This is a genomic window from Kineococcus siccus (genome assembly GCF_009906795.1).
GTDB classification, from domain to species: domain Bacteria; phylum Actinomycetota; class Actinomycetes; order Actinomycetales; family Kineococcaceae; genus Kineococcus; species Kineococcus siccus.
The window spans coordinates 16,795-38,289 of record NZ_JAAALN010000005.1; the positions used below are offsets into that span (position 1 = coordinate 16,795).

General features: G+C 75.4%; 21 protein-coding genes. 18 read left to right on the forward strand and 3 right to left on the reverse strand.

Features of this window, described 5'->3' with window-relative positions; genetic code table 11:
• The first annotated feature begins 103 nt into the window (after positions 1-103).
• From GTR02_RS22290 to GTR02_RS01695, 6 genes are all read left to right on the forward strand, one after another.
• On the forward strand, positions 104-301 hold the full coding sequence (locus GTR02_RS22290; RefSeq protein WP_205708438.1) for a ubiquitin-like protein Pup: 198 nt from the start codon (positions 104-106) through the stop codon (positions 299-301).
• Between the two features lie 79 nt (positions 302-380).
• On the forward strand, positions 381-1,271 hold the full coding sequence (gene prcB, locus GTR02_RS01675) for a proteasome subunit beta (RefSeq protein ID WP_338073509.1): 891 nt from the start codon (positions 381-383) through the stop codon (positions 1,269-1,271).
• A complete protein-coding gene (prcA, locus tag GTR02_RS01680; protein WP_166605740.1) occupies positions 1,268-2,005 on the forward strand; it encodes a proteasome subunit alpha in 738 nt (245 codons plus the stop codon). The genes prcB and prcA overlap by 4 nt, the downstream gene beginning before the upstream one ends.
• A gap of 85 nt (positions 2,006-2,090) precedes the next feature.
• Entirely contained in the window at positions 2,091-3,452 is a 1,362-nt protein-coding gene (gene pafA, locus GTR02_RS01685) for a Pup--protein ligase (RefSeq protein WP_166605741.1), read from the forward strand.
• A 62-nt stretch (positions 3,453-3,514) separates the two neighbouring features.
• Positions 3,515-4,528, forward strand: coding sequence for an FKBP-type peptidyl-prolyl cis-trans isomerase (locus GTR02_RS01690; protein ID WP_166605742.1), 1,014 nt, complete (start codon positions 3,515-3,517; stop codon positions 4,526-4,528).
• A gap of 22 nt (positions 4,529-4,550) precedes the next feature.
• A complete protein-coding gene (locus tag GTR02_RS01695; protein ID WP_166605743.1) occupies positions 4,551-4,952 on the forward strand; it encodes an FKBP-type peptidyl-prolyl cis-trans isomerase in 402 nt (133 codons plus the stop codon).
• Between the two features lie 69 nt (positions 4,953-5,021).
• Here GTR02_RS01695 and GTR02_RS01700 read toward each other — a convergent pair whose 3' ends face one another.
• A complete protein-coding gene (locus GTR02_RS01700) occupies positions 5,022-6,143 on the reverse strand; it encodes a DUF3866 family protein (protein ID WP_166605744.1) in 1,122 nt (373 codons plus the stop codon).
• A gap of 66 nt (positions 6,144-6,209) precedes the next feature.
• Between GTR02_RS01700 and GTR02_RS01705 the strand changes: the two genes are divergently transcribed.
• The 8 genes from GTR02_RS01705 (at position 6,210) to GTR02_RS01740 (ending at position 14,277) form a co-directional block, all read left to right on the forward strand.
• Positions 6,210-7,325, forward strand: a complete 1,116-nt coding sequence (locus tag GTR02_RS01705; protein ID WP_205708439.1) for a WYL domain-containing protein — start codon at positions 6,210-6,212, stop codon at positions 7,323-7,325.
• Positions 7,322-8,341, forward strand: coding sequence for a WYL domain-containing protein (locus tag GTR02_RS01710; RefSeq protein WP_166605745.1), 1,020 nt, complete (start codon positions 7,322-7,324; stop codon positions 8,339-8,341). Before GTR02_RS01705 ends, GTR02_RS01710 begins: the two co-directional genes overlap by 4 nt.
• A gap of 219 nt (positions 8,342-8,560) precedes the next feature.
• Positions 8,561-8,899 (forward strand): hypothetical protein, encoded by a 339-nt coding sequence (locus GTR02_RS01715; RefSeq protein ID WP_166605746.1) that lies wholly within the window; start codon positions 8,561-8,563, stop codon positions 8,897-8,899.
• A 72-nt stretch (positions 8,900-8,971) separates the two neighbouring features.
• Positions 8,972-9,301, forward strand: a complete 330-nt coding sequence (locus GTR02_RS01720) for a hypothetical protein (RefSeq protein ID WP_166605747.1) — start codon at positions 8,972-8,974, stop codon at positions 9,299-9,301.
• Positions 9,302-9,306: 5 nt separating this feature from the next.
• Positions 9,307-9,582 (forward strand): Sec-independent protein translocase subunit TatA, encoded by a 276-nt coding sequence (gene tatA, locus GTR02_RS01725; protein WP_166605770.1) that lies wholly within the window; start codon positions 9,307-9,309, stop codon positions 9,580-9,582.
• Between the two features lie 29 nt (positions 9,583-9,611).
• Entirely contained in the window at positions 9,612-10,433 is an 822-nt protein-coding gene (gene tatC, locus GTR02_RS01730) for a twin-arginine translocase subunit TatC (protein ID WP_338073510.1), read from the forward strand.
• A gap of 12 nt (positions 10,434-10,445) precedes the next feature.
• Complete coding sequence (locus GTR02_RS01735) at positions 10,446-11,357, forward strand: diacylglycerol kinase family protein (RefSeq protein WP_166605748.1); 912 nt, start codon at positions 10,446-10,448, stop codon at positions 11,355-11,357.
• 94 nt (positions 11,358-11,451) lie between these two features.
• A complete protein-coding gene (locus GTR02_RS01740; protein ID WP_166605749.1) occupies positions 11,452-14,277 on the forward strand; it encodes a DEAD/DEAH box helicase in 2,826 nt (941 codons plus the stop codon).
• Here GTR02_RS01740 and GTR02_RS01745 read toward each other — a convergent pair.
• Positions 14,270-15,202, reverse strand: coding sequence for a 5'-3' exonuclease (locus GTR02_RS01745; RefSeq protein ID WP_240894888.1), 933 nt, complete (start codon positions 15,200-15,202; stop codon positions 14,270-14,272). The two genes, GTR02_RS01740 and GTR02_RS01745, sit on opposite strands and share 8 nt — an antisense overlap.
• A gap of 214 nt (positions 15,203-15,416) precedes the next feature.
• On the opposite strand from GTR02_RS01745, the gene GTR02_RS01750 reads away from it, so the two are divergent.
• The 4 genes from GTR02_RS01750 (at position 15,417) to GTR02_RS01765 (ending at position 20,791) form a co-directional block, all read left to right on the forward strand.
• Positions 15,417-16,304: an SCO4651 family lipoprotein gene (locus GTR02_RS01750; protein WP_166605750.1), complete on the forward strand. Its 888-nt coding sequence runs from the start codon at positions 15,417-15,419 to the stop codon at positions 16,302-16,304.
• Between the two features lie 161 nt (positions 16,305-16,465).
• Positions 16,466-18,049, forward strand: coding sequence for an amidohydrolase (locus GTR02_RS01755; protein ID WP_166605773.1), 1,584 nt, complete (start codon positions 16,466-16,468; stop codon positions 18,047-18,049).
• A gap of 505 nt (positions 18,050-18,554) precedes the next feature.
• The gene (lnt, locus tag GTR02_RS01760) at positions 18,555-20,195 is read left to right on the forward strand and encodes an apolipoprotein N-acyltransferase (RefSeq protein ID WP_338073512.1); all 1,641 of its coding nucleotides are present in this window, start codon (positions 18,555-18,557) and stop codon (positions 20,193-20,195) included.
• Positions 20,192-20,791: an FxsA family protein gene (locus tag GTR02_RS01765; RefSeq protein ID WP_166605751.1), complete on the forward strand. Its 600-nt coding sequence runs from the start codon at positions 20,192-20,194 to the stop codon at positions 20,789-20,791. Before lnt ends, GTR02_RS01765 begins: the two co-directional genes overlap by 4 nt.
• Positions 20,792-20,958: 167 nt before the next feature.
• Here the strand turns inward: GTR02_RS01765 and GTR02_RS01770 are convergent, their stop codons facing one another.
• Entirely contained in the window at positions 20,959-21,303 is a 345-nt protein-coding gene (locus GTR02_RS01770; RefSeq protein ID WP_166605752.1) for an RNA polymerase-binding protein RbpA, read from the reverse strand.
• Between the last annotated feature and the right edge of the window lie 192 nt (positions 21,304-21,495).

The window sequence follows — 21,495 nt, forward strand, 5'->3', positions numbered from 1 at the left end:
CACCGCCGGGCGACCAGCGCACGGCGCGGCCGCGGGTTACATTCGGACCAGCCGGGCCCGCGGGGCCCGGCCGACCCGCCCGCCAGCCGTCAGGGGGCCAGCAATGCCTGGACACGAGCAGCAGCGACCGAGCCGCCGCGAGGACGAGCCCGACGAGACGCCCGTGGTGCCCGCCCAGGCCACCGCGAGGACCGCCGACACCGACGCCGACGTGGACTCGCTGCTCGACGAGATCGACGAGGTCCTCGAGTCCAACTCCGAGGAGTTCGTGCGCGGCTTCGTGCAGAAGGGCGGCCAGTAGCCGCACCGCGGCCGCGCCGTCGCCCGGGGCGTCGCAGGTCGACGGGGCGCGTCGCGGGTGGGCCGGTAGGGTCGCCGGGGTGAGCCAGCAGAGGGGTCCCGACCCCAGCGGACGGCTCCCGGCGGCGTTCACCGTGCCGGGTTCCGCGTCCTTCACCGACTTCGTCCGCGACCACGCGCCCGACGTGCTGCCCGGTTCCCGCCGGCTGCCGGCGGGCACGGTCTCGGTGCCGGGCGGCCCCGGGGGCGGGCAACCGCCCTCCGCCACGACCATCGTGGCGATCGTCTGCGCCGCGGGGGTCGTGGTCGCCGGGGACCGCCGCGCCACGGCCGGCAACATGATCGCCCAGCGCGACATCGAGAAGGTCTTCCCGGCCGACGACCACTCCTGCGTCGGCATCGCCGGCACGGCGGGCCTGGCGCTGGAGATGGTCCGCCTGTTCCAGGTCGAGCTCGAGCACTTCGAGAAGCTCGAGGGGGCGCTGATGTCCTTCGAGGGCAAGGCGAACCGCCTGTCGACCATGATCCGCGGCAACCTCGGCCTCGCCATGCAGGGCCTCGCGGTCGTCCCGGTGTTCGCGGGCTACGACCTCGAGGCGGGCCGCGGGCGCATCGTCAGCTACGACGTGACGGGCGGTCGCTACGAGGAGGTCGACCACCACGCGGTCGGCTCCGGCAGCGTCTTCGCCCGGGGCGCCCTGAAGAAGCTCTTCCGCCCGGGCATGAGCGCCGCGCAGTCGGTCCGCGTCGCCGTCGAGGCCCTGTGGGACGCGGCCGACGACGACTCCGCCACGGGCGGTCCCGACCTCCTGCGCGGCATCTGGCCCGTCGTGGCCGTGGTGACGGCCGAGGGCTACCAGCGTCTCGGCGACGCCGAGCTCCGGGCCGTCGTCGAGGCGGTCGTGGCCGGCCGCCGCGGCAACCCGGGCGGGCGGCCCGACGCGGGCACCGAGGGAGGGACCAGCGCATGAGCATGCCGTTCTACGTCTCGCCCGAGCAGGTCATGAAGGACAAGGCGGACTACGCGCGCAAGGGCATCGCGCGCGGCCGGGCCGTCGTGGTCGTCGCCTACGCGGGCGGCATCGTCTTCGCCTCGGAGAACTCCTCGCGGGCCCTGCACAAGATCTCCGAGATCTACGACCGCGTGGCCTTCGCCGCGGTCGGCAAGTACAACGAGTTCGAGAACCTGCGGGTGGCCGGCGTCCGCTACGCCGACCTGCGCGGCTACTCCTACGACCGCAGCGACGTCACCGCCCGCGGCCTGGCCAACGCCTACGCGCAGACCCTCGGGACGATCTTCACGACGGAGTCCAAGCCGTACGAGGTCGAGCTCGTCGTCGCCGAGGTCGGCGCGGACCCGGCCGCGGACCAGATCTACCGCCTGACGTACGACGGCTCCGTGGCCGACGAGCACGGCTTCGTGGCCATGGGCGGCTCCGCCGAGCAGATCACCGCGAAGCTGGCCGAGCGCTGGTCGGCGGGCCTGACGCTGGAAGAGGCCCTCGCGCTGGCGGTCGAGGCGCTGGGCAGCGACGCGGCCGCCGAGGCCGCGGGACGCGGGCCCCGGTCGATCGACCCCGAGCAGCTGGAGGTGGCGGTCCTGGACCGCACCCGCTCGCGCCGGCTGTTCCGCCGGCTGCCGGCGCCCGTGCTGGTGTCCCTGCTGGCGCCGGCCACCCCCGCGGCCGGGGACGCGGCGGACTGAGCCGCGCGGCCCGCCGGTCCCCGCGAGGGCCCGGCGTGCCGCGTTTCACTGCGCTCCCGCGCCGCGGTGTGCCTATGGTGGGGAGATGGACCGCCGGATCTTCGGGCTAGAGACCGAGTTCGGCGTCACCTGTGCGTTCGAGGGTCAGCGCAAGCTGTCCCCGGACGAGGTGGCCCGCTACCTCTTCCGCAAGGTCGTCTCGTGGGGGCGCTCGAGCAACGTCTTCCTCAAGAACGGCGCGCGGCTCTACCTCGACGTGGGGTCGCACCCCGAGTACGCCACCCCCGAGTGCGACGACGTGCGCCAGCTCGTCGTGCACGACCGCGCGGGTGAGCGGACCCTCGAGGGCCTGCTCGTCGACGCCGAGCGGCGCCTGGAGGAGGAGGGCATCGCGGGGGAGGTCTACCTCTTCAAGAACAACACCGACTCCGCGGGCAACTCCTACGGCTGCCACGAGAACTACCTGGTCTCCCGCCACGGCGAGTTCGGCCGGCTCTCCGACGTCCTCATCCCCTTCCTCGTCAGCCGGCAGCTCATCTGCGGCGCGGGCAAGGTCGTCCAGACGCCGCGCGGGGCCGTCTACTCGCTGTCGCAGCGCGCGGACCACATCTGGGAGGGCGTCTCGAGCGCCACGACCCGCAGCCGCCCCATCATCAACACGCGCGACGAGCCGCACGCCGACGCCGAGCGCTACCGCCGCCTGCACGTCATCGTCGGCGACTCCAACATGTCCGAGACCACGACGATGCTCAAGGTCGGCGCCACCGACCTCGTGCTGCGCATGGTCGAGGAGGGCGTCCTCCTGCGCGAGATGACGATGGAGAACCCGATCCGGGCCATCCGCGAGATCAGCCACGACATGACCGGCCGCAAGCCCGTGCGGCTCGCCAACGGCCGCGAGGCCAGCGCGCTGGAGATCCAGCAGGAGTACCTGGAGAAGGCCAAGGAGTTCGTCGAGACCCGGGGGATCCGCACGCCGACGACGAAGCGGGTCCTCGACCTGTGGGAGCGGGCGCTGCGCGCCGTGGAGACCCAGGACTTCGGCCTCGTCGACCGCGAGGTGGACTGGGTGATCAAGAAGAAGCTGCTCGACCGCTACATGGCCAAGCACGACCTGGCGCTGACGTCCTCGCGCATCGCCCGCCTCGACCTGGCCTACCACGACATCCACCGGCGCCGCGGCCTGCACTACATGCTCGCCAACCGCGGCATGGCCGAGCGCGTGTGCGCCGACATCGAGGTCTTCGAGGCCCTGTCGGTGCCGCCGCAGACGACGCGGGCCAAGCTGCGCGGCGACTTCGTCCGCGCGGCGCAGGAGAAGCGCCGCGACTTCACCGTCGACTGGGTGCACCTGAAGCTCAACGACCAGGCGCAGCGCACGGTGCTCTGCAAGGACCCGTTCAAGGCCGTGGACGACCGCGTGGAACGGCTCATCGAGAGCATGTGAGCGGCACCGGACAGGCTCGTCACAGGTGCGGCGGTTAGGGTTGCCCGGTCAGTCCGCCGACCGTGAGGACCCTCGTGCGCCGCCGCTTCGCCGTTCTGCCCGCCGCCGTCACCGTGGCGCTGACCCTGGCCGTGAGCTCCTGCGCCTCCGAACCCGAGCCCGACCCGGCCGCGACCGCCTCCAGCGCGAGCTCGTCCGCCACCCAGGCGGCGACGGAGATCACGCCCGCGGCGGTCGACCCCGCGCTGGCCGTCGCCGTGACGGGTGACCCCGGGACCAAGCCGACCGTGACCGTCACCACGCCGCTGTCGGTCACCGAGACCACCAAGAAGGTCCTCACGCAGGGCACCGGCCCGGTCATCACCGAGGACGACACCGTGGAGTTCGCGTACTCGCTGTACGCCGGGACCACGGGGGCCGAGGTCGACAGCAGCTGGGGCGGCACCAACGCGCGCTTCGAGCTGAAGGGCATCACGCGCGGCATCGCCCGGGGCCTGCTCGGGGGCCACGTCGGCGACCGCGTCGCGATCGCCATCTCGCCGGCCGACGGCTTCGGCGCCAACGCCGCCAACTTCGGCGAGGGCCTGGACCAGGACACGACGTTCGTGCTGGTCGCGGACCTCGTCAACGCCTACGTCGCGCCCACCATCGCCACCGGCGAGGCCGTCACGCCCCCCGCCGACCTCCCGGCCGTCACGCTCGGCCCGGACGGCATCCCGACGGGCTTCACCGTCTCGGACACCACGAACAAGACCCCGGCGGACACGGTCGCGCAGCCGCTGATCAAGGGCGCCGGCCCGGTCGTGGCCTCGGGGCAGACCGTCAAGATGCAGTACGTGGGCGCGACCCTCACCGACGGGAAGGTCTTCCAGAGCTCGTGGGAGACGCAGCCCTTCACGACGACCATCGGCACCGGCCAGGTCATCCAGGGCTGGGACAAGGGCGTCGTCGGCCAGACGGTCGGCAGCCGCGTCGAACTCGTGATCCCGGCCGCGCAGGCCTACGGTGACGCACCGGAGGGCGGCCGGCCCGCAGGGGCGCTCGTCTTCGTCGTCGACATCCTCGACGCCTACTGACCACTCCGACCAGAGGACACCCGTGAGCACCCAGCCCGGTTCGCCGCTCGGCGACCGCACCAAGCCCGAGATCGACTTCCCCGGCGGGGAACCGCCCACCGACCTGCAGGTCACCGACGTCGTCGTCGGCGACGGCGAGGAGGCCAAGGCGGGGCACACCGTCAGCGCCCACTACGTCGGCGTCGCCTTCTCCACGGGCGAGGAGTTCGACGCGTCGTGGAACCGCGGCCAGCCGCTGGACTTCCCCCTCGGGGCCGGCAGGGTGATCCAGGGCTGGGACCAGGGGATCCAGGGCATGCGCGTGGGCGGCCGGCGTCAGCTCGTCATCCCGCCGCACCTGGGCTACGGCGACCGCGGCGCCGGCGGCGCCATCAAGGGCGGCGAGACGCTGATCTTCGTGGTGGACCTGGTCTCCGTCAGCTGAGACGAGAAGGCCGGCCGACCTCGCGGTCGGCCGACGCCCCCGCACCCCGCGGTGACCGCCGACCGGCGCTCACCGCGGGGTGCGGTCGTCGGGGGGCACCTCGTCCGGCGCGCTCAGCAGGTGCGCCGCGTGCCGCCCGGCCACGGCGGCCGCGAGGAAGGACGCGCGGTCCTCGGCCGGTCCCCGTCCCATCGTCGACAGGCCCACGGGGCTGGCCGCGAGCGCCGCGTCCAGACCGTGCGTGGGCACGGCGACGAGGCGGTGGCGTCCGGCGGGGGCGCACAGCCGTGCGGCCTGCTCGCGGACGCCCGCGTCGAACGGGCCGCCGCCGGCGGGCACGGGGACGTCGCACGGCGCCAGGGCGACGCGCCCGACGGCGGTGGCGGAGTGGTGGCTCAGGCCGCGGTGGCGGGGGCGCGGGTCGGCCTCGGACACGCGCAGCGCGGCCACCGGCCGGCCGCCGAGCACGGCCGCGGCGTTGAGGGCCTCGCCCGCCGCGACGCCCGAGAAGCCCCAGCGCGAGCCGGTGCCCAGGTTGCCGGGCCCCTGCGCGACGACGGCCACGTCCGCGCCCACGACGAGGCGGGCCGCGAGCAGCCCGGTGTGGACGGTGGCGGCCTCGAGGTCGCCGCCGTAGGCCTGGCCAGTCGTGATGCAGGCGCTCAGCCAGCCCGCCGCGCGCAACCCGGCCACGGTGCGGGAGAACGCCGCGGGCAGGGCCCCGCCGTCGGTCATGACGTAGGCCACGCGGACGCCGGGCCGGTCGGCGCGCAGCCCGGCGACCACGGCGGGCAGCGCGGAGTGCAGGTCCGCGACCACGACGGGCAGCCCGGCGAGGTCGTCGGCGTCGCGCAGCAGCTCGTGGTGGGGCGACTCCTGCTCGTCGACCCCCAGCACCATCGCCTGCAGCGGCGTGTAGCGGGCCTTGACGAGGTGGCCGGGGCCCGGGGGCGGGTCCGCGGGTAGGGCGTCCGGCAGGGCCACGACCAGCGCGTAGCCGCCCGTGCCCAGCGCCCGGGCCTGCGCCGCGGTGTTGAGCAGGACGCGCTGACCGGGAGAGGGGACGCCCACGAGGTCCGGGTGCGCGAGGGCCCGGACCTCCGCGCCGTCCTCGAGCCGCGCGGTCAGCTCCTGCGAGCCCGCCCACGCCCGGCCGAGCGCGGTCACCGTCGCCCTGCGCCACCTGATCACGCCAGGAGCGTAGACAGGTCCGTGATCGGCGCACCGGGCGGAACTGTCGGGTAGCGTCCGGTGACCGTGGAGGGTGCGAGCGCAGGGACCGGGGCGACGGGCACCCGTGCGTCGGGGTCGTCGGTGTCGGGGTCGTCCGCCGGCGGCGTCGGCCGCGGGGCGGGGCAGCGCGGTGCCGCGAAGGCGAGCGCCGCGGCCGCGGGGGGACGGCGCACCGAGCGTCTGCTGAACCTCGTCATCGCGCTGTCGGCGACGCGGCGCTGGCTGACCAAGCAGCAGATCCGCGAGGCCGTGCCCCAGTACGCCGACTGCGCCACGACGCAGGCCTTCGAGCGGATGTTCGAGCGCGACAAGGAGGACCTGCGCGAGCTGGGCGTCCCGCTCGTCATGGGCGGGGAGGACCCGCTGTTCGACGACGAGGCGGGCTACAAGATCGACCGGGACGCCTACGCGCTGCCCGAGATCACGTTCACGCCCGGCGAGCTGGCCGTGCTGTCGCTGGCCAGCCGGGTGTGGCAGCAGGCGAGCCTCGCGGGCCCCGCGACGCGCGCCCTGGTGAAGCTGCGCAGCCTGGGCGTGGAGCCCGACGAGAGCTCGCTGGTCGGCCTGGAGCCGCGCGTGCGCACGAGCGAACCCGCCTTCGACCCCCTGTACGCGGCGACGCGCGACCGCACGCCCGTGACGTTCGAGTACCGGCGCTCGGGTGGTGAGCCGGGCACCCGGCACGTCGAGCCCTGGGCCATCGTCAGCTGGCACGGCCGCTGGTACCTCGTCGGCCACGACCGCGACCGCGCCGACGTGCGGGTCTTCCGGCTCTCGCGGGTGTCCTCCGCGGTGCGCCGCGACGGCCGCCCCGGCTCCTACTCCGTGCCCGAGGGCGTCGACGCGCGGGAGGTCGTGGCCGGGTCGGTGCGGGCGCCCGTGTCCCGGCCCGCGCGGCTGCGCGTGCGCAGCGGCACGGGGCTCGCCCTGCGCCGGCGCGCCACCGGCGTGCGGCCCGGCCACGGCCCGGACGCCAGCCACGACGAGGTGCTGCTCGACGTCGCCGACGTCGAGACGTCGGCGGACGAGCTCGCGGGGTACGGCGCCGACGTCGTGGTCCTGGACCCCCCGGAGCTGCGGGCCGCGGTGCTGCGGCGGCTGCGCGGCGCGGCCGGGCTGAGCGAGCAGGTGGCCCGGTGAGCGGCCGCGCGTCCACCGAGCGGCTGTCGCGGCTGCTCGCCGAGGTCCCCTACCTGCTGACCCACCAGGGCATCCCGCTGACCGAGGCCGCCGAGCACTTCGGGCTGTCCACCGACGACCTCGTGCACGACCTCGAGCTGCTGTTCGTGTGCGGCACGCCCGGCCACCTGCCCGACGACCTCATCGACGCGCAGTGGGACTCGGGCTACGTCTACCTGTCCAACGCCGACGCCATCGCGCGTCCGTCCCGGCTCGCGGTCGACGAGGCCGTGGCGCTGCTCGTCGGGCTGCGCACGCTCGCCGAGGTGCCGGGCCTGCACGACCGCGAGGCCCTCGACGGGGCCCTGGCCAAGCTGTCCCAGGCGGCGGGGGAGGCGTCCGCGGCGGCCGACAGCGTCGCCGTGGACGTCCGGGTCGCGGGGTCGGTGCTGGGCGCGGCCGCCTCCGAGGACGCCCTGGCCGCGGCCCGGACCGCGCTGCGCGAGCACCGGCGCCTGCACCTGACGTACCTCGTGCCCTCGCGCGACGAGCGCACCGAGCGCGACGTGGACCCGATGCGGCTGCTCAGCGTGGACGGGCGCTGGTACCTGGAGGCGTGGTGCCACCGCAGCGAGGGCACGCGGCTGTTCCGCGTCGACCGGATCGAGGCGGCGACGGTGCTGGAGGTCGACGGGACGCCACCGCCGCAGGCCGAGCGGCGCGACGTCGACTCCGACCTCTTCCGGCCGAGCCCCGACGACCTGGTCGTGACGATCGACCTCGCGCCGCAGGCCGCGTGGGTCGTCGACTACTACCCCGTGGAGTCGGTCGAGCCGGCCCCGGAGGACGCGTGGGAGGAGGCGCAGCTGCGCGTGCGGCTGCGCACCGCCGACACCCGGTGGGTGCACCGGCTGCTGCTGCGCCTCGGCGCGGGCGCCCGGGTCGTCGACCCCGGCTGGCTGGGGGTGGACGTGCGCGAGGCGGCCCTCGCGGCCCTCGCGGCGTACGACGGGGGGCCGGCCGGCGCCGGAGCGTGACCCGGACGGCCCAGCGCGCGGGCTCCGGACGCGGCGCGGGGGTGCTCCCGGCGACGCGGGACCCGTTCGGGTGCAGCGCCTCCCGACGTAGGTGGCCGTGCCGTGACACGCTGTCGGGAACGAGGCCCCGCAGTCGTTCAAGGGACTCGGGAGTCGTGCCGAAGGAGTGGGTGTCGGACGGCGGAACAGCTGTCCAACCCGGACGAGAGGTGCACGACGATGACCACCATCAAGGCTTCCTGCCCCTGCTGCGGCGACGTCGAGCTCACCCCCAAGCAGGTGCGCCTCGTCGTCTGCTCCGTCAAGGAGCGCTCCTTCTACGCCTTCGACTGCCCGCAGTGCACCGACGAGGTCCGCAAGCCGGCCGGCGAGGACGTCGTCGCGCTGCTGGTCTCCGGCGGCGTCTCCGTCGAGCGCTGGGTCATCCCCGCCGAGGCGATGGAGGAGAAGATGGGCGGCACGATCGCGTGGGACGACGTCCTCGACTTCGCCCTGGTGCTCGACTCGTGCGACGACCTGGCCTCCCTCGCCGGTCGCGGCCAGCGCTCGGTGCGCTGACCCCACCCTCCGCGCAGCCCCGCTGCGCCGCTCGGCCGCACCACCCCACGGCGCACGGGTAGGGTCCCGACCGTGCTCTGGGCCCTCGTGTGGATCGTCCTCGGCACCGCCGCCGTGGTCGTCCTGGGCCTGCTCGTCCGGCGCGACGTCAAGGCCGTCGTCGCGCTCCTGCGGGACCTGGCCACGGCCTCCGAGCAGCTCGGCCGCGTCAGCGCGGCGGCCTCGGAGCGCGCCGCCACCTCTCCGACACCGGGTGTGCACCTCCCCGCCGCCCTCGGGGGCCTGCGCGCCGCGGAGTCGGAGCTGCGCCGCTACCTGGACTGGCCGAGTGGGGCGTGCCGCCCCCCGAGCCGGGAGGATGGACGTACGATGCAGCAGCAACGTCCCCCTCTGGAGGTATGAGCACCATGGGCGCCCTCAAGCCTTGGCACATCATCGTTCTCGTCGTCGTCCTCATGCTGCTCTTCGGCGCGAAGCGGATGCCGGACGCCGCACGCGGCCTCGGGCGCTCGCTGCGCATCTTCAAGAGCGAGGTCAAGGAGATGCAGAAGGACGACGACGTCGACGAGCCGGCTCAGCCGATCGCCGGCAAGGTCGTCCGTCGCGACTCCGACGGCAGCGTCAACGGCCACGTGAACGGCACGCACGACAGCGAGCCGTCCAGCGCCACCCGCGACCGCTGACCCCCCTCACCCCCCGCGAGGTCTGAACCGTGGCTGTCACGACGACGTTCCGGCGGCGACGCACCCCCAAGGACCCCGAGGGGCGGATGCCGCTGCGCGAGCACCTCGAGGAGCTCCGCAAGCGGCTGTTCCGGGCGGCGATCGGCGTGGTCGTGGGAGCGGCCGCCGGCTGGTGGCTGTGGCCCAACGTCGTGCTGCCCGCGCTGGAGCGGCCGTTCAACAGCCTCGGCGGTCGCGGCGGCCTGAACTTCGCCGGCGCGATCAGCCCGCTGGACATCCAGGTCAAGGGCGCCCTGTGGGTGGGGCTGATCGTCTCCAGCCCCGTCTGGATCTACCAGCTGTGGGCCTTCGTCACGCCCGGCCTGACCCGCAAGGAGCGCGGCTACGCCGTCGGCTTCGTGTCGGTGGGCGTGCCCCTCTTCCTCGCGGGCATGGGGCTGGCCTGGTACATCCTCCCGACGACGATGAAGCTGATCCAGCAGTTCACGCCGAACTCCGCGTTCAACTACATCGACGCACCGAGCTACCTGTCGTTCGTCATGCGCCTGCTGCTGGCCTTCGGCATCGCCTTCCTCGTCCCGGTGCTGCTGGTCGCCCTGAACTTCATCGGGCTGCTGCCCGGGTCCGTGGTGCTGAAGCAGTGGCGCATCGTCGTCTTCCTGTGCTTCCTCTTCTCAGCGGTCTTCACGCCGACCCCGGACGCCCTGACGATGATCGTCATGGCCTGTCCGATGATCCTGCTGTTCGGGGTGGCGATCTTCATCTGCGTGGTCAACGACAAGCGGCGTCTGAGGAACCGTCCCCAGGACGACTACTCCGAGCTCGCCGACGACGCCGCCAGTCCCCTCTGAGCTGACCTCGACGTGCACCGCGGCCGTGTCGGCCTGCTCGTCAACCCCACAGCGGGTCGCGGAGCGGGCCGTGTCGCCGGTCTCCGCGCGCTGGGGGAGCTGCGCCAGCTCGGTCACACGGTCGTCGACCTCACGGGCGGGGACCTCGCCGAGGCCCGCGCCCACCTCGACGCCGAGGTGGCCGCGCTCGACGCGGTCGTGGTCGTCGGGGGCGACGGCCTCGTGCACGTCGCCGTCGAAGCCGTGGCCGGCACCGCGACCGCGCTCGGCGTCGTCCCCGCCGGCACGGGCAACGACCTCGCCCGCGGTCTCGACCTCGAGCTGGGGGACCCGGCTCTCGCCGTGCAGCGCGTCTCCGCGGCCCTGCGCGAGGGCCGGTCCCGGGCCGTGGACGCCGTCCGCGTCCGCACCGCCGAGCGCGACGGCTGGTTCGTCAGCATCCTCGCCTCGGGCGTCGACGCCCTGATCAACGAGCGGGCCAACGCGTGGCGGTGGCCCTCGGGCCCCTCGCGGTACACGCTCGCCGCGATCACGGAGCTCGCGCGCGTGCGGTCGGTGGCCCTGCGCGTCGTCCTGGACGGCGACCGGGTCCTCGACGTGGACGCCCTGCTGGTGGCCGTGGCCAACACCCGCTCCTACGGCGGCGGCCTGCGGATGGCGCCCGACGCGGACCCGACCGACGGCCTGCTCGACGTGGTCGTGGTGGACGCGCTGCCCGCGGCCCGGGCCCTGCGGCTGTTCCCGCTCGTGCGCCCCGGCCGCCACCTGTCGCACCCGGCGGTGCACGTGCACCGGGCGCGCTCGGTGCGCCTGGAGGTGCGCGGCGGGTCCGCGAGCCCCCGCCCGCACGCCGACGGCGAGCCGGCGGGCTCCCTGCCCGTGACGTGCGAGGTCGTCCCCGGCGCGCTGCGCGTCCTCGCCTAGGCGCACCGGCCGCGAGCGGACGGGGGACACACCCGGTCGCGGGGGTGGGGTCGCCGACAGGCAGGCCCCCCGGCGACTGACGTAGGGTCGCCGCATGGCGAGCCCGGCGGAACGCTACGCGGCGGCACGTCGTCGCAGCACGGCGTCACAGACCCAGCTGGCGGCCTTCGCGGCCACCCTCGGCTTCGAGCTGGACCCGTTCCAGGTCCAGTCGTGCGAGGCCCTGGAGGCCGGGCGGGGGGTGCTGGTCGCCGCCCCCACGGGGGCCGGGAAGACCGTCGTCGGGGAGTTCGCGGTCCACCTGGCGCTGCAGACGGGGCGCAAGGCCTTCTACACCACGCCGATCAAGGCGCTGTCGAACCAGAAGTACAACGAGCTCGTGCAGCGCCACGGCGCCGCGAACGTCGGGCTGCTGACGGGGGACAACTCCGTCAACGGCGAGGCGCCCGTCGTCGTGATGACGACCGAGGTGCTGCGCAACATGCTCTACGCGGGGTCCGCGCTGCTGCAGGGCCTCGGCTACGTCGTCATGGACGAGGTGCACTACCTCGCCGACCGCTTCCGCGGCGCGGTCTGGGAAGAGGTGATCATCCACCTGCCCGCCGACGTCCTCGTCGCCTCGCTGTCGGCCACGGTGAGCAACGCCGAGGAGTTCGGGGCCTGGCTGGACACCGTCCGCGGGCACACCGACGTCATCGTCTCCGAGCACCGGCCCGTCCCGCTGTGGCAGCACCTCATGGTCGGCACCCAGCTGCACGACCTGTTCACCGACCCCGACGGGGACCCGCTGGGGGGCAACGAGGGCTCGCTCGTGCCGGGAGCCGTCGTCAACCCCGAGCTCGTGGCCATGTCGCGCCAGCAGCTGCGGGCGGACCGGCTCGCGAGCACGTCCGGTCGCGGCCGTCGCCGCGGCGAGGTGCGCGCGCACCAGCGGGGGCCGCACAGCGGCGGCGCGGGCAGCCCGCGCCTGCAGGGCCCCAAGCGCGGGACGGCCAGCCGCGCGCAGGTCCTCGACGTGCTGGACGCCGCGGGCCTGCTGCCCGCGATCACCTTCATCTTCAGCCGCGCGGGCTGCGACGCCGCCGTGCAGCAGTGCCTCGCGTGGGGCGTGCGCCTGACCACGACCGACGAGGGACGCCGCATCCGGGCCCTCGCGGAGGAGCGCTGCTCCGAGATCCCGAGCTCCGACCTCGCGGTCCTGGGCTACTGGGAGTGGCTGGACGGCCTGGAGCGCGGTCTCGCCGCGCACCACGCGGGCCTGCTGCCCGTCTTCAAGGAGACCGTCGAGCACCTCTTCGCGGCGGGGCTCGTCAAGGCCGTCTTCGCCACCGAGACGCTGGCGCTGGGCGTGAACATGCCCGCGCGCTCCGTCGTGCTCGAGCGGCTCGTGAAGTGGAACGGGCAGACCCACGTCGACGTGACGCCGGGGGAGTACACGCAGCTGACCGGGCGGGCGGGCCGCCGCGGCATCGACGTCGAGGGCCACGCGGTCGTCCTGTGGGCGCCCGGCACCGACCCCGAGGCCGTCGCCGGGCTCGCGTCGCGACGCACGTTCCCCCTGCGCTCGAGCTTCCGGCCGACGTACAACATGGCCGTCAACCTCGTCGAGCAGGTGGGCCGCGAGGCGGCCCGGGACATCCTCGAGACGTCCTTCGCGCAGTTCCAGGCGGACCGGGCCGTCGTCGGGCAGGCCCAGCAGATCCGCCACCAGAACGAGGCGCTGGCGGGCTACCGCGAGGCGATGACCTGCCACCTGGGCGACTTCGCGGAGTACTTCGCGCTGCGCCAGGCCATCGGCGACCGCGAGCGGGAGCTGTCCCGCGCCGGGGCCGCCGAGCGGCGCGTCGAGGCGTCGCAGTCGATCGGGAAGCTCTCCGGGGGCGACGTGATCCGCCTCCCCAGCGGCCGTCGCGCCCAGTTCGCGGTCGTGCTCGACCTCGCGGACGGCAGGGGCTTCGACGGCCCGTCGCCCCGCGTGCTGACGCAGGACCGCCAGGTCCGCACCATCTCCGCGAGCGAGTTCGCCGACGTCACCGAGCCCGTGACGCGCGTGCGGGTTCCCAAGGGCTTCAACTGGCGCAGCCCGCAGGAGCGGCGCGACCTCGTCTCCTCGCTGCGCAACGCCCTGGCCGACGTGGGCGGCGGGGACGTGCCGCGCCGGCGCCGGCCGTCGTCCGGCGCCGACGACGACTCCACGCTCGCCGACCTGCGCGCGCGCCTCAAGGCGCACCCGTGCCACGGCTGCTCCGACCGGGAGGAGCACGCGCGCTGGGCCGTGCGCGAGGAGAAGCTCCGCCGCGACACCCAGCAGCTGCAGCACCGCATCGAGGGCCGCACCGGCACCATCGCCCGCACCTTCGACCGGGTCTGCGACCTCCTCGCGGAGCTCGGCTACCTGACGCCGGACGGGCTGGCCGTCACGCCCGAGGGGCTCGCGCTGCGCCGGGTGAACGCCGAGACCGACCTGCTGGTCGCGCAGTGCCTGCGCCACGGCGCCTGGGACGGTCTGGACGCGGCCAACCTGGCCGCCGCGGTCTCGGTGCTCGTCAACGAGTCCCGCCGGGACGAGGGGGGCCAGGCCGACCGCGTCCCCCGCCGCGCCGAGGACGCGATCGCGGCCACCGTGCGCTGGTGGAGCGACCTCACCGACCGCGAGGAGGCCCACAAGGTGCCCGTGACGCGTGAGCCCGACGCCGGGCTGGCGTGGGCCGTGCACCGGTGGGCGTCCGGTCACCGCCTCGACGAGGTGCTGCGCGACGCCGACCTCGCGGCCGGCGACTTCGTCCGGCGCTGCAAGCAGCTCGTGGACCTGCTGGACCAGATCGCGGCCGCGGCCACCGACCCCGGGGTGCGCCGCGCGGCGCGCGAGGCCGTCGACCGCGTGCGCCGCGGGGTCGTGGCCCACACGTCGCTCACCTGAGGGACGCCAGGGCCACCAGGACGCGCTCGACGCTGCTCTGCACGCCCCAGCGGTGCACGAGCGCGCCGAGCGCGTCGACGTCCGCGGGTGCCGTCGGCACGGCGTCGTCGACCTCCGGCACGGGCGCCTCGCGGACCGTGCGCACCACGAGCGGTGCCGCGGCCAGGTAGTCGGCGGCGGCGAGCAGCTTCTGCCGCTGCCCGGTCGACAGGTCGCTCGCCGGGTCCTGCGCGGCGGCCTGCACCCCGGCGAGGTCGCCGAAGCGGCGCAGCAGCCCGACCGCGGTCTTCTCCCCGACGCCGGCGACGCCGGGCAGCCCGTCGGAGGGGTCCCCGCGCAGCACCGCCATGTCGGCGTAGGCCTGCCCGGAGTCGACGTCGTACTTCGCCCGCAGCCAGGCGAGGTCCACCACCTCGAGCCGGCGCACGCCGCGCCCGACGTAGAGGACCTGCACGGCGGGCCGGCCCGGGCCGGCGTCCTCGACGAGCTGGAACAGGTCGCGGTCGCCGGTCACGACGTCGACGTCGCTGCCCCGCGCGGCGGCCCGCGTGGCCAGCGTGGCCATCACGTCGTCGGCCTCGAAACCGGGGCAGCCGACCCGGGCGAGGCCCAGGGCCGCGAGCAGGTCGACGATGACGGGCACCTGCGGGCCGAGCGCGTCGGGAGCGTCCTCGCCGCCGTCCGCGGCCACGCGGTGGGCCTTGTACGACGGCAGCGCCTCGACGCGGAAGGCGGGCCGCCAGTCGTCGTCCCAGCACGCCACGAGGTGGGTGGGGCGGTGCACGGTCAGCAGGTGGGCCACGGAGTCGAGGAAGCCCCGGACCGCGTTGACGGGCGTCCCGTCGGGTGCCGTCAGGGAGTCCGGGACCCCGTGGAAGGCGCGGAAGTACAGCGACGCGGAGTCCAGGAGCATCAGGCGCGGCATGCGCCGATCCTGTCAGGGCGGGCGAGGGAGACGTGGAGCCTTCGTGCAGGGTCCGACCCCGGTGCCGGAGGGTCCGTCGCACCACCGATGCTGGTGCCACCGAACGAGGGATACCGGCAGGCGCCGGCAGGCGCATGCTGGTCACATGGTCGGGGAACCGACGACCGGCCGACTGCCAACGGGCCAGCCGGACAGCACCGACGGAGGAGCAGCAGTGCAGACCACGAACCGGAACCGGACCTCGAAGACCTGGAGCAGGGGACGGCTCGCCTCCTTCTCCGTCGCCGGCGCAGCCGTGCTCACCCTCGGCCTGGGCGCCTGCAGCAGCAGCGGCGACGACACCGCGACCGGGACCTCCTCGGTCGCCTCCCCGGCCACCCAGCTCACCGCGTTCGAGGTCGTCCAGGCCTCCTCCCAGCAGTCGCAGGAGGCGGGCAGCGCCAAGTTCGCGCTCGACGTGTCCGGCACCGCGGGCGGTGAGGCGCTGGCGCTGACGGGCGAGGGCTCGTTCGACACCGCCTCGAAGGCCTTCGAGATGAAGCTCACGCTCCCCGCCCAGGCCGGTGGCACCGCGGTGACGCTGCGGCTGGTCGACGGCACGGCGTACGTCTCCGGCGCCCCGATGACCGCGGCCGGCCAGTGGATCAAGGTCCCGCTCGACATGCTGACCCAGCAGGGGCTCGACACCTCGACCATGGACCCGAGCAAGCAGCTCGAGCAGCTGCGCGCCGCGGCGGGTGACGTCGAGGAGGTCCCGGGGACCACCGTCCGCGGCGTCGAGGCCAAGGGCTACGCCGGCACGATCGACGTGCAGAAGGCCTACGACCTGCTGCCGCCCGAGCAGAAGTCCCCCGAGGCGCAGAAGGCCGTCACCGACGCCGGGATCACGCAGATCCCCTTCACGCTCTACGTCGACGACCAGAACCGCCCCGTGCGCATCGTCGAGGAGATCACCGCCCAGGGCTCCACCGTCAAGGTGTCGATGGACTTCTACGACTGGGGCTCCGACGTCTCCGTGGCGGCTCCGGACCCGGCCACCGTGACCGACCTCCCGGCCATGGGCGACCTCCAGGGCCAGGCCCCGGCCGCCGCTCCCGCCTGAGCCTCGCGCCTGCACCGCCCAGGAGCCGCGTCCCCGACGGGGGGCGCGGCTCCTCGTGCGTCGGGGGTGCGGCCTAGCCTGCGGTGGTGGCCACCCTCCCTGCGCGCCGGCTCTACCGCGGCGGCGCGATCTACAGCCCGGCGGACCCCTTCGCGACGGCCATGGTCGTCGAGGGCTCCACGATCGCCTGGATCGGGGCCGACGAGGCCGCCGGCCCGTGGACGCGCGACGGTGACGAGGTGGTGGAGCTCGACGGGGCGCTCGTGACGCCCGCCTTCGTGGACGCGCACGTGCACACCACCGAGACCGGCCTGCTGCTCACCGGCCTCGACCTGACGGCCGCCCGCAGCGGGCGTGCGGTGCTGGACGCCGTGGCCGCCGCGGTGCGCGCGGGCGCCACGGCCGTCCTCGGTCACGGCTGGGACGACACCGCGTGGCCGGACGGACGGCCCACCCGCGAGCAGCTCGACGTCGCCGCCGCCGGTGCCCCGGTGTACCTGTCCCGCATCGACGTGCACTCCGCGCTGGTCTCCAGCGCCCTGGCGGCGACCGCCGGGGTCGTGGGCACGACGGGGTGGACGCCCGAGGGCTGGGTCACCCTCGACGCCCACCACGCGGCGCGCGACGCGCGCTGGCGGATCCTCGGCCCGGCCGACCGCGAGCGGGCCCAGCGGGCGGCGCTGCGGCAGGCCGCGGGCGTGGGCGTGGGCGCCGTCCACGAGATGTCCGGGCCGCACATCAGCGGGTCGGGGGACCTCGCCGCCCTGGTGGCCCTGGCCGGCGCCGGTGCGGACGACGAGCGCGCGGCGGGGCGCGAACCCCTGCCGGACGTCGTCGCCTACCGCGCGGAGGCCGTCACGAGCGAGGCCGCGGCCCGCGACGCCGTCGCGGCCGCCGCCGCCGACGGGGTCCGGCTGGCGGGTCTGGGCGGGGACCTCAACGTCGACGGTGCGCTGGGCTCGCGCACCGCACGCCTGCGGGCGGACTACGCCGACGCGCCGGGACACCGCGGCACCCTCCAGCTCGGCGTCGCCGCGCTGCGCGACCACCTGCACGCCTGCACGCGCGCGGGGGTGCCCGCGGGCTTCCACGCGATCGGCGACGAGGCCCTGGACGTCCTGTGCTCGGCGCTGGAGGAGGTCGAGGCCGACCTCGGCACCCCGGCCGTCGCGTCGGCCGGGCACCGCGTCGAGCACGCGGTCGCGGTGGACGCCCACGCCATCGCCGTGCTGGCGCGCCTCGGCGTGGCCGCCTCGGTGCAGCCCGCGTTCGACGCGGCCTGGGGAGGCGCCGACGGCGCCTACGCCGCGCGGCTGGGGCCGGAGCGGGCCCGCGCCCTGCACCCCTTCGCGGCGCTGGCGGCCGCGGGCGTCCCCCTGGCCCTCGGCTCGGACAGCCCCGTCACGCCGCTGGACCCGTGGGGGGCGGTGCGCGCCGCCGCGTTCCACCGGACACCCGGGCACGCGACGTCGGTCCGGGCCGCCTTCCTGGCCCACACGCGCGGCGGCCACCGGGTCGCGCGCACGGGGCACCCCGGGACCCTGCGCCCCGGGGCGCCCGCGAGCTACGCCGTCTGGGGCGCAGCGGACCTCGTCGTGCAGGCGGCGGACGGCCGGCTCGCGGCCTGGAGCACCGACGAGCGGTCGGGCACTCCCGGCCTGCCCGACCTGACCCCCGGCACGCCGGCGCCGCGGTGCCTGCGCACGGTGCTCGACGGGGTCGTCCTGCACGACCGTCTCGGGTGACGGCCGCCCACACCGGGTGACGACCTGATCACGGTGCGACACGCCGAGCGACACGCCGTCGCGGGCGCGCACGACGGTGTCCCAGGCACCGCCGTGACCTGCGCGAACGAGCGTCGACGCAGGTCAGCGGCTGGTTGACAGCTCCGGACGGCCGAGTAGCTTCAGGAGCGCAGTCCACGACGAGGAAGACCGACCAGCGCGCCCCCGGGTGCCGTCGCAGCCGCACCACCTGCGACGGGACGGGGGACGGGCGGGCCGGATGTGGGCGAGGTCGGGTCCGCGCGCCCCTAGACAACGGCGTGCGCCTCGTGGCCGACGGGGCGTGCGACGGCACGACGGGCGGCGCGGGCCCGGCCTGCTTCTCGTGGGGCGCGCCCGCCGGGAGGCGCTGCGTCCCGGTGGGTGCGCCGCGGGCGGTCCGCAGCCGGACCACCTCCACGGGGTCTGCACGCGAGCGGTCGCCGTCGGCGTCCACGGGGACCACCGCGGCACGTACCCTCGTGCGGTGAGACCCGCACCGCCGGCCCCCCTGCCGCTGCTCGCCTCGCTGCCCCTCGCGGTGGCCGGTGGCCTGGCCGCGTGGGCGGCCTTCCCCGGATCCGCGTCGGACGCGGGCTGGTGGTTCAACGCCCCCGTCGCGGTCGCGCTCCTGAGCATCGCCACCTACGGCGCCCGCGCGCGCCGGGGCGCCCTCCTCGGTCTGGCCTTCGGCTGGGCGTTCTCCATCCCCCACGTCGCGTGGAGCGGGACCTACGTCGGCGTGCTGCCCTGGATGGCCCTGGCCACCGCCTGCGCGGCGTTCTACACCGTCCTCGGCCTCGCTCTGCCGCGGCTGCAGCGGGCCCGCTGGGGGCTCGGCCCGCTGGCCGTGGCCTGCGGGTGGATCGCCGTGGAGGCGCTGGCCGAGCGCCAGCCGTTCGAGGGCTTCCCGTGGGGCAAGCTCGCGTTCTCCCAGGCCGACGCCCCCACGCTCGGCCTCGCCGCGCTCGGGGGGGCGCCCCTGGTCAGCTTCGGCGTGACGCTCGCCGGTGCGCTGCTCGGCGCGGCCGTCCTGGCCCTCGCCCGCGTGCCCGCGCCGCCCGGCGCCCCGCGGCCCGCGCGCCGCGCCCGGCCCGCCGTGGTGGCGGTGGCGCTGGCCGCCGTCGTGACGGGGGCGGGTGCGCTCGTGCCGCGGCCGACGGCCGCCGAGGACGGGACGGCGCGGGTCGCCGCCGTGCAGGGCAACACCCCCGAGGAGGGGCTGGACTTCAACGCCGAGCGCCGCGCGGTCCTCGACAACCACGCCAGTGCGACGCTCGGCCTCGCCCGGCGCATCGAGGACGGCACGTCCCCGCAGCCCGACCTGGTGCTGTGGCCCGAGAACTCCAGCGACATCGACCCGTTCCGCAACCCCGACGCCCGCGCGGTCATCGACCGCGCCGTCGACGCCGTCGGCGCGCCGACGCTGGTCGGCGCGGTGCTGCAGGGCCCGGGGGAGTCTCTGTCCAACGCGGGGCTCGTCGTGAACCCCGGCACGGGCATCGACCCGGACCAGCGCTACGTCAAGCAGCATCCCGCCCCGTTCGCGGAGTACATGCCCTACCGCTCGTTCTTCCGCACCTTCACCGACAAGGTCGACCTGGTCCCGCGGGACTTCGTGCACGGCGACCGCGTGGGTCTGCTGGACATGGGGGGCGTGCGGGTGGGCGACGTCATCTGCTTCGAGGTGAACTTCGACGGCATCGTCCGCGACACCGTGCGGGCGGGCGCGCAGGTCCTGGTGGTGCAGACCAACAACGCGACGTTCGGGATGTCGAACGAGGCGGTGCAGCAGCTCGCGATGTCGCGGCTGCGGGCCGTGGAGTCGGGCCGCTCCGTCGTGCACGTGTCCACGGTCGGCGTCAGCGCGATCATCACGCCGGACGGGGCGGCCCACCAGGAGACGAGCCTGTTCACGCAGGCCGTCCTGGAGGCCGACGTGCCGCTGCGCTCGACCCAGACCGTCGCCACCCGGGTGGGCGCGGCCCCCGAGGTCGTCCTGACGGCGCTGGGCGTCCTGCTGCTGCTCCTGGCCCGCCCGGGCGCCCGCGGCGGGCGCCGCGGCCGCGACCCGCGCCGCGAGGACGCCGGGACCCCGACCTCGCCCAAGAGCCCGGTGTCGCTGTGAGCTCGCCGCTGGGCCCTCCGCCGCTGGGCCGGCCCCCGCTGGGTGGTCCGGTCCCGGTGCTGCGCCGCCCGCGCTGGCTGGCCACGGTCCCGGTCGCCCTGCTGGTCCTGCTCGTGGTGGAGGTCTGGCTGCTCGTGCAGCTGGCGGACCTCGTCGGCACGCTGGGTGTCGCGGCGCTGCTGGCGGTCGAGACCCTGGCGGGCATCGCCGTGCTCCGGCGCGCCGGCCGGCGGGCCCTGGACGCGCTGCGCCGCACGGGCTGGGTGCAGTCGGGCTCGCCCGCGGGCCGGCGCAGCGCCGAGGGCGTCGGCGACGCGCTGCTGACGGGTGCGGGGGGCGCCCTGCTCGTCCTGCCCGGGCTGCTCAGCGACCTGCTCGCCGTGCTCTGCCTGCTCCCGCCGACGCGGGCGCTGCTGCGCCGGGTGGGGGCGCGCTGGCTGCGCCGGCGAGTCGAGGCGGCCGTGCGGCAGGCCCAGGGCGCCACGGTGACCGGCTCGGTGGTGCGCGACGGCGCGGTGGACGAGGACGTGGTGGACGGGGAGGTCGTCGACGACGACGGCGACCGCCCGCAGCTCGGGCGGGGCCCGGTCCGCTGACGGCCCGGCGGGCTGCGACGAGCGACGGGGACGACCGAGGCCGCCGGGGACGACGAGGGCCGGCCCACCCGGAGGTGGACCGGCCCAGGGCGCGGAACGTGGTCGCGGACGACCGTGGTCGCGGACGACCGTGCCGCGCGGAGCGGACCCCGCGCAGCGGAGGACGGTCAGGCGCTGCGCTTGACCGTCCGGTTGCGCAGCAGCGCGAGCCGCTCGTCGAGCAGGACCTCCAGCTCGGCGATGGTGCGGCGCTCCAGGAGCATGTCCCAGTGCGTGCGCGTCGGCCGGCCGACCTTCTTCTCGGGCTGATCGGTGTCGGCGCGGAGGGCCTCGGCGCCGCACCGGCACTCCCACAGCGGAGGCACGTCGGCCTCCATCGACATCGGAACGGTCACGGTGTGGCCGTTGGGGCAGTGGTACGTGATCTGCTGACGCTCCGCCGGCTCGACGCCGGACTCGCTCTCGAGACTCGCCGTCCCGAGACGGGATCCCCGCAGGTTTCGCTCGCTCATGTGACCTCCCCAGGTTCCCCTCGCTCAAGGCTCCCCGCGTGCCGGGGGAGGAAGGGGACTCGGTGTTGACAACGCGGCAGCTCAGGCCCCTGTTCCACGCGTTCCCGTGCTGAGGTGTGGAGGTCGTGTGCAGCTGGTCACACCACGCTACTCAGGGTGGTGTCCGGTGTCGAACCGTGTCGACGCCGCCCC